At 64.6% G+C, this 16,129-nt stretch carries 2 protein-coding genes; one reads left to right on the forward strand and one right to left on the reverse strand.

Translation table 11 applies throughout. From position 1 onward, the window contains the following. Positions 1–41 precede the first annotated feature (41 nt). A complete protein-coding gene (locus tag AC1DZP_RS22565; RefSeq protein WP_477305475.1) occupies positions 42–15,125 on the reverse strand; it encodes a hypothetical protein in 15,084 nt (5,027 codons plus the stop codon). Between the two features lie 282 nt (positions 15,126–15,407). On the opposite strand from AC1DZP_RS22565, the gene AC1DZP_RS22570 reads away from it, so the two are divergent. Next, positions 15,408–15,941, forward strand: a complete 534-nt coding sequence (locus AC1DZP_RS22570; protein ID WP_477305477.1) for an invasion associated locus B family protein — start codon at positions 15,408–15,410, stop codon at positions 15,939–15,941. Positions 15,942–16,129: the final 188 nt, after the last annotated feature.

The following is a 16,129-nucleotide window of genomic DNA, read 5'->3' on the forward strand; positions in this document are numbered from 1 at the left end:
TCGGTTCCTCGGGACAGCCTACGCATGGAGGCGAACTACCCTCAGAAACCACCGGTCGGCAAACTCGGCAGCGTGACGGAACCGACGGTTCCGAACGAACCGGTCTGCGAGACCGTATCGCCATTGTTGTTGCCGCTGACGGCGCCGACGCCGCCCTGGATGTTGAACGTGCCGTTCAGCTGCCGCAGCCGGATTTCGCCGAGTGTCGATGCACCCAAGGTCGTGTTGTTGCCGGAAATGTTAAGGTTGAGCGTTTCGCCGTCGCCGGCGCTGCTGTTCAGGACATCCAGAACGTGGCCGCCGGTTGTGCTGTTGTTGGTAAACACATTGTTGAGGATCGTGGCGTTCAGGACCGCTGTCGTCCCCGACGCCACTGTGCCGCCTATGTTGGTGATATCCAGTGTTGCGCCGGTGGCATTATTGGCGTTGTTGACGGCGATGTTGCCCTGGATCAGCAGATTGTTGACCATGTCTGCACCGCTCGTAAACGTATCGAAATTCGTTTCGAACTCGATGGCCGAACCGCTGTCGACGTTGCCCTCGGTGCCGACTGGCGAGGTGTCGCCGATGTGGTTGTTCTGGATGGTCCAGTTGGCATCGTTCACGCTGCCGCCGCCGACCGAGACAACCGAGATGTGAACGCCTTGCTTGGAGACGTTGTTGATCGTGTTGTCGGAAATCGCGACGGCAAGCTTTCCGAGATCGTGTGAGTCCGCCTCGACCTGGACGTCGATGGCGCGGCGGCCGTTCACGAAGCCGGCGTCGTTGCTGATGGTGTTGTTGCGGATGGAGCCGTTGATCTGCCCGCCATCGGGTGTCGCGGCGCTGCCACCGGCCGCGTCCACCTGAACCACGCCGGCCAGGGTCGTCAACCTTGCCAGATTGTGGAAGATGTTGCCGTCGGCCGCGGTCGGTCCGCCAATGGTGAAGTTGAGAATGCCGTTGGCGGAATTGGACAGATAAAGCGTGTTGTTGCCGTCGCCGCTTGTATTGTCCGCGTCGTGGAAATTGTTCTTCTGCACGATGGCGTTGACGGTGCCCGAACCCTGGTTGCTGATCTGCACGCCGTCCTGATCGATCAGGGTGAATTCGCTGCTGGTCACGTTCACCGTGCCGGAAGTCGTCCCGAACAGGTTGGCGAGGAAGCCGTCCGCGCCGGTCGCAGAAGTCGTGAACAGCGCATGGTCGACCGTGAACGAGGTGAAGTTCGTGTTGGTGTTGAAGAGAAGGACGCCGTTCGACTGCGACGACTGCCAGCCGGAAACCTTCGAGTTGTTGTCGAAGGCGTTGACGCCGGTGATGTTCTGGGCAAACCAGCCATTGCCGCCGCCAAAGCCTGCCGGATTGCCGCTCGATCCATCGGACGCCGGGTTGGACGCGCCGGGATTGGTGATGTTGACCGCCGACAGTTTGATGTTGCCGCCGCCGATGCTCTGCACACCGTCCAGGCCGGCATTGGTGATGTTCATCTGGCGCAGATTGACGTTTGACGCGTTGGTCAGCACCACGCTGTCGCCGGTTGTGTTCTGGATCGTGCCGCCGGTGCCATTAAGCACGAGGAAGCCGCCTGATGTTGCGCCATCGCCGGTCACGGTCAGCCCGTTGGCGCCGGTGTTGTTGAGCACTATGCCGTTGACGGCGCCGTTGGCCGAGATACTCCGGAATGTGAGGCCGCTTGCGCCGATTGTGGTGTTGGCAACGTTAAGCGCCGTGCCCGTGGTCGAGGTTATCGTGTTGACGCTACCCTGTACCGTCACCGTGCCGCCGCCGGTGGCGTTGAAACCGATGCCGCTGGTGCTGTTTATGGCCAGGCCGCCGCCGGTAAAGTCGACCGTCGCGCCGGTGTTGTTGGTCAGGCTGACGCCGGCAGCCGTCCCCGAGCTGATCGACTTCGACGCGCCGGAGAAGGTGATGGCGCCGGCGGTGTTGCCGTCGAGGAAGATGCCGGTCTGGCCCCCCACACTGTGGCTGATATTGCCCGACAGCGTGATGTTCTGCGCGGTCAGCGCCCGGTCCTGGATGTCGATGCCCCGCCCGGTGCCGCTGGTGATGGTGCCGGTATAGGTGAGACCGGCGGTGCCGCCGGTGTTGGCGCCGCCAGCGCCGTCGCCGATACGGATCACGGCAGCATTGCCACCGACCAGCGAGCCGCCGCCGAGACTGACCGTCCCGGTGCCGGTGACCGTATCCATGATGACGGCGCTGCCGCCGCCGGCGCCCTTGGTGGTCGTGGCGAAATTCACGCCCGCGGCGGCGACGATGACCGTGTCGAGATTGACGGCGACGCCGCTCGTCGTCGTGATCGAATTGCCGGCGCCTGTCACCGAGACCGTACCACCGCCCGTGGCATTGAACCCTGTGCCGGAGGTGGTGTTGATCGCCAGCCCACCATTGCTGAAGTTGATCGTCGCGCCAGCGTTCGTCGCCAGGTCGACCGCCGTATTGACGCCGGTGGTCAGCGTCTTGGTGCCGCCGCTGAAATTGAAGGTGCCGCCGGTGTTGCCATGGACGAAGATGCCGTTGTCGAAGCCGCCCGTGGCGGTGAGATTGCCGGCCAGCGTAATGGTGCCGGCGGTGACGCCGGAGATGTCGACGATCTTGCCTGCGGCGGCGGTTTTGCTGATCGTACCGTTGTAGGTGACGTTTGACGTGCCGCCGGCGACAAGGAAGCCGACACCGCTCGGATTGGTGATCGAAGTACCGCTGGAGAAGCTGAACGTGCCGCCCGAGCCATTGAGGATGTCGATGCCGGCATCGCCGCCATTCAGCGTCGTGGTACCGTTGAAATTGTAGGTGCCGTCGGCATTGTCGAATTGCAGGCCTGTGCCGTTGGTCGCCGACAGCGTGCCGGTCTGGAAGGTAATCGCGCCGGTGGCGTGGCCGCCCGAAATGCTGACCATGGCGGCATTGTTCGCCTGGGTGATGTTGCCGCCGTAGGTGACGGCGGCGGTGCCGCCGACGACGTTGAACGCGGTTCCGGTCGGGTTGGTGATCGAGGTGCCGCTGCCGAAGCCGAAACTGCCGCCCGATCCGGTCAGGATGTCCACGCCGGCGTCGCCGCCATTCAGCGTCGTCGTGCCGTTGAACAGATAGGTGCCGTCGGCATTGTTGAACTGCAGGCCGGTGCCGTTGGTCGCCGACAGCGTGCCGGTCTGGAAGGTGATCGTTCCGGTGGTGTGGCCCGTGACCGCGACCAGCGCGGCGTTGTTGGCCTGGGTGATGCTGCCATTGTAGGTGACGCTCGCCGAGCTTGTGTCGACATTGAACGCCGTGCCGGTCGGGCTGGTGATCGAAGTGCCGGCGCCGAAGCTGAAGGTGCCGCTCGACCCGGTGAGGATGTCCACGCCCGCATCGCCGCCATTGAGCGTGGTTGTGCCGTTGAAATTGTATGTGCCGTCCGCATTGGCGAACTGCAGGCCAGTGCCGTTGGTCGCCGAAAGCGTGCCGGTGTTGAAGGTCAGCGTGCCGGTGTGTCCGGCCGAAACGCTGACCAGGGCGGCATTGTTCGCCTGGGTGATGTTGCCACCATAAGTGACAGCGGCCGTGCCGCCGACGACATTGAACGAAGCACCCGAAGCACCGCTCAGCGCGCCGGAGCCGAGGCCGATGGTGCCGCCAACACTGGTCAGGCTGACATTGTTGACGCCGCCGGCCGACGAGGTCGAGTCTAGCGCGATGGTGGCGACGACACCGGAGAGGTTGATCGCCTGGCCACTTGTGGCGTTCACGGTCTCGGCGGCCGCGGAAGCGGTGATGCCCATCGTGCCGCCCGTGCCGGCGATACCGGTACCGGTGGTGGTGTCGATGGTCAGGCCGCCGGTGAAGCTGGTCGCGCCGCCGCCCTGTGAGAGACCGATGCCGCTGGTCGTGTCGATGTTGGCGAGGCCGGTGACATTGAGCGTGCCGGATGCAACGTGGATGCCGCCGCCGGTTGTCGAGGTGTTGTTCACCGTCACTGTGTTGAAATTGAAGGTGCCGGTGTTGGTGTTGATGGCATCGATGCCGAAGCCCGTCGTGTTGGAAACGCTTGTCGCGCCGGTGACGGTGAAGGTGCCGGCAACGCCGTCGAAGGTGATGCCGCTAGCGACGCCGTTGACGACGGCGCTGACGCTGGAGAACGTCATGTTGACGGTCAGCGGATCGAGATCGAAGGCCGCGCCGTTGATGGTGGTGACCACGCCGGCGCTGCTGTTCAGCGTGAAGGTGGTGGTCTTGGTGTTGGCGATGACACCGGTGCCACCAGTGTTGGCGAGGCTGAGCGTGCCCAGATCAAAGGTGCCGCTGGTGTTGGTGAAGCTGAGGCCGTTGCCCTGGATCCGAGCGCCGGGATTGCCCATGCCCAGCGTTCCGGCACTGACGGTGCCGCCGGCGCCGTTGGAATCGAAGCGGACATTGTTGAACACGATGCCGCCGCTGCCGGCGCCGCCGGTCACTTTGTTGCCGGCAAACGACCTGATCGCGATCGAATTGTCCGTCGCATTGATGTTCTGGCCGACGAAGGACGCCGCCAGTCCGGACGCGGTCGACCTGAGCGTGTTGCCGTCGATCGAGAGGAGAAGCTTGTCGGCTGTCGCCGCGCCGCTCGTCGAGAAGTCGAGTGCGTTGCCGCCGGCGGTGATGGTGTTGTTCTTGAGCACGAAATTGGAGGCAAGCGTGGCATTGACGAAAATGCCGGCGCCGCTGCCGCTGTTGATGGCCGTGACGTTCTGGACCCCGGCGGTGATGACGCCGGTGCCGCTGAATGGCAGGTTGATCGTCGCGGCCGCGCCGCTGCTGGCCAGGATCGGGTGTGAATTGTCGAGGCCGCCGGGGTTCGTGACCACCGTCGAAGCCTGGATGGTGGTGAAGTGGAAGGAGGACGGCGCGCCAAGGCCGCCGCCAACGCCGAGCGGCCCCACGTCGATGTCCGCATCGCCGGACATGAACGAGATCACCGCTTGCCCGTCCTTGAGGTCGAGCGAACTGTTGCCGATGTTGATGGTCGCCTGGTTCGTATCGACGGTCTTGTCGATCAGAACGAAGACATTGGCGGTGGAAGCCTCCGCCTGGGCGACGCTACCCGGATTGAGGAAGCTGCCGTCGCCGGTGCCCGAAATCTCGCCGGCGGCGTCGATGTAGTAGACGCTGATCGCCGACAGGTTCGAGATGTCGCCGACGAACGTGACGTCGTCGAAATCGTAATTGCCGCTGAGCGGCAAGGTGTCGGTGGCGTGGATGACCTGGCCGCCGGTGGTCGAGATCAGCGATTCGGCCGGTCCCGCGCCGTCACCGAACACCAGCGTTGCATTGGTCGTGCTGGAGAACTGGATGCCCTGCGCGACGTTGGTGATGGTCGACGTCTGGGTGCCCCCGGGGTTGACTGTGTCGCCGAGCTGGATGGTGGCCGCGCCGGTGGTCCCGGCCATATCGATGCCGAGCGTGCCGGCAAAGCCGCCGCCGGCGACATCGAAATCGCCGGCGTTGATGCCTGTGCTGATGACCGCGCCGTTGAGATCGAGGCCGATGGCGTTCGCGCCTCCGAGCCCGATGTTGAGGCTGGTGATGCTCAGCGCCGAGCCGAGCGTGCCTGCGACATCGAAGCCACGCGAGGTGATGCCTTGCAGGTTGACCGTGCCGAGGATGATGCCGCCGCCGCCGACATTGTTGAGCGAGACGCCGGTGGCGGCGCCATTGGTGGAGATGGAGCTGAAGTTGAGGCTGCCCGCGCCGACCGTCGCGTTGTCGAGCTTGAGCGCGGTGCCGGTCGTCGTGGTGATGGTGTTGTTGGAGCCGTTGACGGTGACCGTGCCGGCGCCGAAGGTGCTGGCGGTGAAGCCGGCGCCGCTGGTGGTGGTGATGCCGAGGCCGCCGCCGGTGAAGGCGAGCGTTGCCGTGCCCTGTCCCGGGCCGATGCTCGGTTGCTTGACGATAGCGTCGTTGGCGCCGGTGCTGAAGGTCTTTGTCGCCCCGGAGAAGGTGATCGTTCCTTCCGAGGAGCCGTCGACCAGGACACCGGTGCCGCCTGTGTGATTTATGGTGCTCGAAATGTTGTAAACGCCGTCGGCGTTGCCGCTGAAGACGAAGGCCGTCGACGCCGTGGTCGAAAGCACCGAACCGCTGAGGTTGAGGGTGGCGAGGTCGCCACCGCCGGCGCTCACCACGCTGCCCGCATTGACCTTGACCGAGCCGTTGTAGTTCAGCGTGCCACCGGTATTGCCGCCGACAGCGATGGCAAAGTCGCTGGTACTTGTCGTCGCGCCGATGCTGGCGGTGCCGCCATTGCCGCCGATGTTGACGGTGCCGCCCATCACGCCGTTGAAATCAATGCCGCGCGTGCCGCCGTCGATGGTCAGGCTGGACCCGGCGACATTGGCGATGTTCACCGTTGCAACCTGGCCACTGAACTGGAAGCCGGAAGTGTCGACGTCGATGTTGGTCGTTCCGGTGAAGTTTACGGACTTCCCGGAGCCGGTCGTCACTCCGGACACGGTGACGCCGATGACACCCGTATTGGTCAGCCCGCCGATGTTCACATTGCCGGCGAGGTTGACGTTGTTCAACAGCACGCCACCGGTAGTGGTGGCGACCGACGAAATGTCGTCGAAGGTGATGCCGCCACTGCCGACATTGGTAGAGCCCACCAGCAGCCCGTCACCGCCGGAAGCGATGGTGTTGTTGGTGCCGGTTACGCTGACGCTGCTGCCGAACGCGACGAAGCCCGCCCCGCCTGTCGTCGTTATGTCGAGACCGCCATTCGTGAAATTGATCGTGCCGTTCGTGTTGGGGGCCGGAGTACCCGCAGGGAACGCGCCGAGGATGCCGAGGCTGACGGCGTCGGTGGTGCCCGAACTGATCTGCTTGCTGGCGCCGGAGAAGGTGACGGTTGCCGCCGTGCCGTTGTCGATGTTGCCAACGACGATGTTGCCACCGGCCGCGGCGTTGCCGTCGGTCAGGTTGCCCGACAGCGTCACCGAGCCGCCGGTGAGTTCCCGGATCGAAACCGCCGCACCGGACCCGTTGCTGGCGATGGTGCCTCCATAGGAGATGACCGCATTGCCGCCGCTCGCATTGGTGGCCGAGCCGACGTTGAAGGCCGCGCCCGCACCGGTGTTGGTCAGCGTGCCGGTGCCGAGATTGAGCGAGCCGGTCAGGTTCTGCAAATTGATGCCGTTGCCGGCGGCGAAGCTGGCGCTGACCGAGGTGAAACCGCCGCTGACACTGGCGTTGCTGATGCTGACGCCGGTGCCGTTGGTGGTGGAAACCGTGTTTGTGCCGGACAGCGCCACCGCGCCATGGTCGGCAGAGAAGCCGACGCCGCCGCTGTTCTGGATGGCGAGGCCACCCGAGAAGGTCAGCGTGTCGGTGCTGCCGGCCAGACGCTGCCACTCGACGCCGCCGCCGGTGGCGTTGGTGATGGAGACCGCGCCGGCGAAGGTCACCGATGCCGCGGCGAGGGTGGTATTCTGGATCTGGATGGCGTTGGACGTCGTGCCGTCGATCGTCACCGGGCCGTTGAACAGCAGCGTCGGCGACGCGGCGAGGTCGGACAGCAAGATACCGTTCTGGCCGCCACCGCTCGAATTGATGGCGCCGAACTGCGCCGAGCCGCCGGAACCRTTTTCGACCCTTGTGCCGTTGCTGAACGAGATCGCCGGCAGGCCGGTGGTCGTCACCGTGTTGCCGGCCGCGCCGAAGAACAGCGTGCCGCCGAGATCGGACACCAGGCCGGCCGCCTCGACGGTGTTGACAGTGACCACGCCCGAGAAGCCAACACGGTTGCCCGGGATGATGCTCGCCCACAAGGCACTGTTGAGCCCGGCGCTGGCGCCGGTACCGTCGATATTGAGAGTGGCCGTGCCGAGGTCGATGCTGGTGCCGCTTGCCGCCGCGCCGTTCGCAACGACACCGAAGGCGCTCGGACCGGGGAACGTTGTGCTGGTCGCCGTCTTGACCGCGACATTGGTGGTATCGAATTTGAGATCGCCAGCCACACCGACCAGCACTAGGCCATAGCCGCCGACGCGGTTCGTCGTGGTGCCGGCGACAAAGGCGCCGCCATCGACCTGGTCGATGCCGGGGGTGGCCGCATTGGCGTCGAAAATGGCGGTCGTCAACAGGAAGCCGCCGGCTTCGCCCTTGTTGCCGAGAAGCGTGATGTCGGAGAAGGCGCTGACCTTCATGGTGCCGGCGCCAGCCGTGCCGTCGACCGAAGCGATGTTGCCGCCCGTGGCCGAGAGGGTGAGGTTCGACAGCGCAACCTCGCTGTTGGCGGCCCCGTCGACGATCGACAGTGCGCCACCGTCGCCACCGGCGATCGTCGCCCGGTTGAGCACAAACTCGGTGATGGCGGTGCCATGCACGCCAATGCCGGTGCCGGTGTTGCTGATGATGACGTTGTCGATGCTGGCGCGGCCGGTGAAATCGACCGTGTTGCCACTCGCCGTCGTCAGCGTCGGCAGCACGGTGTCGACGCCGGCAGGCGCATCGATGATGCTCGACGAATTGATGTTGCTGAACTTGAAGTTGCCGCCGAGCGTGCCGCCGACACCGCCATAGGGCGCGGTGTCGATGGAGTCGCCGGCCTTGAGGCCGATCAGGATCTGGCCGTCGGCGAGGTTCAGTGTGTTGTTGCCGCCGCCATTCTGCTGCGCCAGCATCATGTTGATCAAATTGCTGGTGCCGTTCTGCGACCTGTCGATCAGCGCAATGATCTTAGCGCCTGACGCTTCGGCGCCGGCGATCGAGCCTGGATTGTCGGCGGTGCCATCGCCGGTGCCGTTCGGGTCGACATAATAGATGGTGGAGCCCTGCGCTTCGGAGATATCGCCGATGAAGCCGCCGGTGGCGCCGTTGACATCCTTGAAATTGTAGGTGCCGCCTGCCGGGAAGCCGCCGGTTGAATTCAGGATGTCGACCGACTTGACCGTCGACAGCTTGTCGGCGGCACCCTCGCCGTCGCCATAGATGAAGTTGACCGCGGTCGTGTTGCTGAACTGGAAGCCGATGCCGGGGCCAGCGCCGGGGCCGCCGATGGCGGAAGCGGTGGTGTTGGCCGGCGCGCCGGGATCGCCGAGCTGGATCGTGCCGGTGCCGGTGGTGTTGGTGAGGTTGACCGCCGTCGTGCCGGTCGAACTCGCGCTGGTCAGGTCGAAATCGCGCGCGGTGATGGTGCCGTTGACCACCGCATTGGCAAAGGTGATGCCGGTCGCGCCATTGCCGGTCATGGCGATGCCGAGGCTGGCGAAGGACAACGTGCCGGAATTGGTGCCGGCAACGCTGACGCCGGCCTGGTTCAGCCCGACATTGGTTACATTGGTGGCGCCCAAGGTGACGGTGCCCGAATTGCTCGACAGGCTGATGCCGGTCGCGCTGCCGCTGGCCGTGACCGCGCCGAACGTCGCCGTGCCGGCGACATTCGAAACGGCAAGCCCGGTTCCGGTTGAATTGGTGACGGAGAGCGGAGTTGTAGCGCTGAAGCTCGCGCCGGCGCCAAGCCCGCCAATCACGGCCCCGCCGCCGCCGGTCGCCGTCAGCGCCGGACCGGTGAAGCTGATCGCGCTGTTGGTCGGCGCCGTCGTGGTGCCGATGGCAAACAGGTTGCCGGTGCCGGACGAGGTAACGCTGCCGCTGAAGGTGACCGAGCCGCCGGTGGTGCCGTCGACCTTGACCGCCGCGCCCGGTGCGCCTGCCGAACTGGATAGGTTGGCCGAGACCGTGATCGCCGCGCTGCCGCCGGAGACGACGACGCCGTCGCCAGTGCCGGAATTGGTGATGGTGCCACCGATGCCGATCGTACCGGTGTTGTTGGTCAGGCTGACGTCGGCGCCCGAAACCAGCGTCGTCACCAGGTTGCCGACATTGACGGTCGCGCCGCTGCCCTGCACCACGAAACCGGGGCCGTTGCCGACAACTGTCGCGATGCTCGTCGTGCCGTTGAACGTGTAGATGCCGCTGGCGACATTGGTCAGACGGATGGCATCGCCATTGACGCGGCTGATGTCGACGGCGCCGAAGGTGACATTGCCGCCGCTGGTGTTTGCTATGACGATACCGCTGGAAACGATACCGCCCGAGCCATCCACGGTGACGCTTGCGAAGTTCACACCAGCCGCGCCGATGGTCATTCCGGTACCGCCGATGAGAATCCCCTTCTCATCCAGCCCGGCGCCGGTCGCCACGGTATTGCTGGAGCCGGTCACCGTCAGCGTACCACCATTGATGGCGCTGAAGCCGTAACCGCCGTCGGTGGTGAGGTCGAGCCCGCCGGTGAAGTTTATCGTGCTGCCGGTGTTGCCGGTCAGGTCGATCGCGTTGGCAGCGCCGGTGCTGGCGGTGATCTTGCCGGTGAAGCTGGCGCTGCCGCCGGTCATCGCGTTGATCTTCACCGCGCTCGTCGCGCCGGTCTGGTTGATCGTGCCGTTGTAGGTCAGGTTCGGGGTCGAGGCATCGATGTTGACGGCGGTGCCTGAAGTGGTGCTGATCGAGCTCGCCGCGCCGAAGGTAAAGGTTCCGCTCGAACCATTGAGGACCGCGACACCCGAGCCGCTGCCGCCGGTGATGTCGAGATCGTTGAAGTTTGCTGTGCCGTCGAAATTGTTGGCCAGCACGGCGTTGACGCTGCTGCCGGTAATTGTCGTGTTGCCGGTGAAGTTGACGCTTGCGGCCGAATTGGCGAGCACGATGCCGGTCTGGCCTGGGGCCTGGATGTGCAGATTGTCGATTGTGACGGTGCCCGACGCGCCGTCGAGGACGAGACCGGTGGCGGCACCCGCGATCGTTACGCCACCGACGTTCAGGCCGCTGACCCCAGTTCCATCGATGGCAACGCCTATGCCGTTGCTGACGCTGAGGTTCTTGACGAGGTTGCCGTTGGCGAGATCGATGGTGCTGTTGGTGGTGTTGTTGAGCGTTGCCCCACCGAAGCCGAACGGATCGGCCTGCGTCGCGCCGGTAACGACATGGGTGCCGGTGACATTGGCGGGTGGCCCGCCCAGGGTGACGGTACCGCCATTGGCAAAGGAAACGATCGACTGGCCGCTGGCCAGCGTGAAGCCGTCGGCGTCGGTGTCGGTGGTCTGGACGGCTGCCGTCTTGACCAGCACGAAGATCGTGCTGGCGCTGGTGGTCAGATCATCGGCGGCGGCGGCATTGATCAAATTGCTGGCGCTGGAGCCATCGCCGAGGGGGCCGGTGCTGGTGGCGCCGACATAGATAACATTGGCGGCGTCGAACAGCTGCGGCCCGTTCAGGGCCGTGTCGTGGAAGGCATAGGTGCCGCTGCCCGGGTTCAGGCCGCGCATGTCGAGCGAAGCCGTCGTGCCGGTGATCAATCCGCCGCCGAACGAGAAGGTCGTGTCGGCGGTGGTTCCAGCCGCGCCATGCGTGCCCATCTGCACGCCGGTGCCGGCCGAAATGGTACCAGTGCCGATCGTCACCGAGCCGCCGGTGGTGCCGGAAAGATCGATGCCGGTCGAACTGCCGGCGCCGGTGATGTCGAGCGAGGTGGCGGTGAAGGTCGACTGGCTGCCCGACAGGTCGAGCCCGGTCCGACCGGTGGGCAGGCCGGTGATGTCGATGTTTCCGAAGCCGATCGTGCCGTTGGTGCCCGAAACGTCGATGCCGTTCTGGGTCGGCTGGCTGATGCTCACATCGCCGAACGTTACAGCGCCGGAATTGCCGCTGAGCAGGATGCCGTTCACACCAACCTGGTTGATCGTCACCTGGCCGAACGTGACGGCGCCGGTATCATTTTTGAGCGAGATGCCGTCGCGGGATGGATTGGTGATGGTGACCGCGCCACCGAAACCAACCGTGGTGGAGCTGTCCCAGATGGTAATGCCGTCGAAAAGGGCGTTGGAGACCGTCGTCGCGCCGGTAACGGAGAAATTGCCGGAGGTGTGGAACAGGCCGACTCCACCCTGTCCGCCGGACTGGCTCAGCGCGTCCAGTGTGACATCGAGCTGGGTGCTGTTGGCAAGCCCGAGACTTTGGACTGTGAAGCCTGCCAGGCCGTTGCCCGAAATCGTGCCGCCAGTGATCGTCAGCTTTGCGGCGCCGATCGAATTGACGAAGACGCCATCGCCGCCATTGTCCTTCGCGTCGAGCGTCTCGAAACCATAGGTTCCTCCGCCGACGACGAACAGGCCGTGGCCGGTGTTGTTCGAGAGTGTCGTCGTCCCAGTGAAATTGTAGGCTCCGGCGCCGTCGATCGGCGGGCCGCTGCCGTCGATCTGCAGGCCGTCGCTCGTATTGCCGGTCGAGCTCAAATTGTTGGCGGTGACGCTGTTGACGCCATCGAACAGCAGACCATCGAGAGCGGCGCCCGAAACATTCAGGCCCGAAATCGTGACATTGCTGACATTGCTGCCGTGGACACCGTTGGCGCTGCCGCCGGCGATGTTGAAATCCCGCAGCGAGCTGTTGTTGGCCAGGGTGACGACATCGCCGCTGCCGGAATCGGTCAGCGTCGCAGCACCCCCTGCATCCGAGACGACGCCGCTGTGTGTGATGTTGTCACCGGTAATGTTGACCGGGATACCGCCGAGCGAGAAGGTCCGCCCGTTGCCGAACGAAGCCAGCGTCTGCCCGGCGCTGAGCGAGAAGCCGTCGACATCGTCGATGGCCGTGCCGCGATTGACCAGCACGAAGATCGCATCTGCGTCGGTGTTGGCATCGGCCGTCGCGATCGTGGCCAGGTCCAGCAGCGAGGAGCCGTTGCCCGAGCCGGTCGCGGAAGCGCCGACAAAGATCAGATTCTGGACGTCGAACAGTTGCGGGCCGCTGAACGTCGTCGAGCCGAATGCGTAGTGGCCGAGCGTCTGGTTGAGGCCGCGCGCGTCGAGCGAAGCGGTGATGCCGGCAATGGAGCCGCCGCCGAAGCTGAACTCGGCATTGGCCGAATTGGCCGGCGAGCCGGCAATGCCGAAGCGCACGCCGGTGCCGATCCCGACGATCGTGCCGCCATTGGTGATTGCGATCGTTGCCCCGCCCGAGGTCGGCGACGAGAGATCGATGCCGATCGACCCGGCAGCACCGGTGCCGGTGACGTTGAGCGACTGTGCTGTGAAATTCGTACGGCTGCCGGAGAAGTCGAGGCCGGTGCCGACGCCGAGGCCGGAAATGACGATGTTGCCGGCGACCACCGCCGCATTGGCGCCGGCAAACGAAATGCCGTCGCCGCCGGGGGCCGTGATCGCGACATCGCCGAAGCGGATCGCCGCCGGCGAATTCGAAATGGCAATCGCCGGTCCGGTCGTGTTCGAGATCGTCGTCGCGCCGTTGACGGTGAAGCTGCCCGAGACCTGATCGAGCACCACGCCCGACGTGCCGCCGGACTGGGTGATCGAATCCAGCACCACATGCGCGGTGATTGGATCGATGAAGACGGCGGTGCCGCCATTGCCCGACACGGTGCCGCCGGTGGTGGTGAAGCTGCCTGATGTCGCGGTGCCCTGCACGGTAATGCCGCGGTCGGCATTGTCCTTCGCATTGAGCGTCGCGAATGTATAGGTGCCCTTGCCGGTGGCATCGAGCCCGTCGTCGCCATTGCCCTGCAGCAGCGTCGTGCCGGTGAGATTGTAGGTGCCGTCGCCCTCGATATGCAGGCCGTCGAGGCCGTTGTTCTTCGCCGTGAAGTCCGAGCCCTTGATGCCGGTCGAGGTGCCCGTGAAGTCGGCGCCATTGCTACCGGCCCCGGTCACCGTGACATTGGTCAGCGTGGCGCCGGAGATGTTGTTGCCGAAGATGCCGTTGGCGCCGCCGGTGATGGTGATGCCGTTCAGCGTGTTGCCATTGCCCAGCGTAATGACGTTGTTGGCCGGATTGGTGCCCTGGATCGTGCCGTTGCTGCCGCCCAGGTTGAAGCTGCTGGTGCCGCCGCCGAAAAGCAGGGCGGTGACGCTGCTGCCACCGCCGATGACGGTCTGGCCATTGGTCAGCTTCACGCCGCCGGTGGTGAGATTGCCGCTGCCGCCAAGCGCCACGACGAAGCCGTTGCCGGCCTTGGTCACCGCATCGTCCAGCGTCGTCGGATCGCCAATGGTGCCGAGGCCGAGCGAGTTACCGCCATCGGCGAAGAAGAACTTGCCGAAAGCAGCGCCCGTGGCGGCGTTGATAGCGAGGCGCGTCGTCGTGCCGCCGTTCACGTCCTGCGACTGGATCCTGACGCCGATATCGCCGCGCACGCGCTCGTTGACGCGTTTGCGCAGGCCTTCGCTGACCGGATAGACCGGCTCCGGCCCGCTGTCGGCCCCATTGTCGGCATTGTCAGAGCCGTGGCCGGGGTTGAACGGGATGTTCAGCCGGACGCTGCCGGCGAACTGGGTGTCGTCGCGATTGTCGTTGCGGACCTCGCCGGCGAACACCAGCGAGGTGTTGCTGCCGAAGACATCGCCGATCGTATACTCAAACCCGGCCTTGGCGCCGGTGACGCTGTGGTCGTCGCCGTGCGGATCCTCGAAGTGGTAGCCGCCGATATCCAGCCGCAGCGAATGCTTGTCGGGCAGGTTGATCGGCACCTGTGCGCCGACCTCGCCCTCGATGCCCCAGGCCGCGTATTGGCGATGATCGATCACCGATATCTGCTCGAGCAGCTGGTTTCCGACCATCGACAGGGTCGAGTCGGTGGAGCGGTCTTTGTAGTCGCCCTTGATCGGCAGATAGACGTTCACATGCGCGTCGAAATGCGGCGTGATCGCCTCGGCGCCGAGCGTCGCGGCAGTGAACTGGTTGCTGTTGAAGTTCTCGACGTTGAGATAGGCGTAGCCGCCGATCATCAAGTCCGGATTGACGATGCGGCGGACGCCGAGGCCGACATCCTGGCCGAAACCGTCCTTGAAATCGTGCTTGGCCCGGACATCCAGGAACAGCACCGATTCGGCCGTCTGCTTCAGCGGAATGAAGCCTTCGAGCGCGGCGTTGCCGCCATTGTTGTCGGCGCCGACGATGGCGCGCACCTGCGGCTGCCACAAACCGTTCGGGTCGGCATAGGCCGACATGCCTGAAAGGCCAAGCGCCAGCGTCGTAAGCGCCGTCGTCTTCCACAGATGCCTGGCAATTTGCGAACGGCGATAGCCGGCGCGCACGCGGAAGTCCTCCCCACGCGCCGCCATCTCACCAACTTGCCGAGATTTCTCGGTAGTTCCCATCCCAGGCGAGTCCTTCTGGGACTGCACGTCCCGCGTGTTTAAGTCTTACGCAGATTGTATTGTATAGCGAGTCTCGGCTCCTACGATTTCTAGGGGTTTCCTCCAATTTTCTTTCGTGTGTCCGAAAGGTCACAGTACTTTTGCCGGCTTTCTTGGCGCCGGCCTAGCTTCCGAAACAGTCCCGAGTGTTGTATCAAACCCCATCGATGAAAATACCTGACGGGGAAAGAAAGAATGCGGGGCCTAAAGAAAATGTCATCAAGTTTAGCTCTAGCTAATCTAATGATCGCAAGTTCAGCCGCCCTGTGGCTGGTCCTGTCGGCGGCAGGACCGGCCCTTACCGAAGACGCCAAGCCGGCCCAGCCGAAGCCTGCCGATGCCAATGCAAAACCTGCCGATGCCAATCCGTGGGCGGTGAACTGCTCGAGCGGCTCGGCAACCGCCGAGCTTCAGTGCCAGGTGTCGCAGAACCTGACCGAAGCCAAGTCCGGACAGCGCGTGCTGACCGTGACCGTGCGCCGCGACAACGGCAATGGCGGCCTGGCCATGCTGCTCGCGCTGCCGCATGGGCTGTTCCTGCCGTCCGGCGCCTCGTTCCAGATCGACCAGGGCCAGAAGACAGTGCTCGCCATCCAGACCAGCGACCAGAACGGCGCCTATGCCGCCACGCCGCTGTCAGCGGATATCATCAAGACCATGAAGTCGGGAACCAACCTGAACATCGGCATGGAATCGGTCACCCGCAAGCCGGTCACCATCCCGGTATCGCTCGCTGGCTTCACGGCTGCCGTCGCCAAGCTGGAATCCATCAAGTAGCGGGGGTGCTGACGCCGGCTTGACGCGAAGCTCAACGCCCGCCGACCAATGCTGTGGGCAAAACTGAAAGTTGTTCTGACGCGATCCTTCCCACCCCCTCTGCCCTGCCGGCCATCTGTCCCGCAAGGGGGGAGATTTCGCCAATCATCATCGTCCCAGGAGTAAGCGGGGCGCCCAAGCTGCCGATC

Source organism: Mesorhizobium sp. P2_F8 (assembly GCF_056403655.1).

Excerpts from the sequence above, each read along its gene's own strand:
- AC1DZP_RS22570 (WP_477305477.1), top strand. The coding sequence starts at position 15,408 with ATGATCGCAAGTTCAGCCGCCCTGTGGCTGGTCCTGTCGGCGGCAGGA.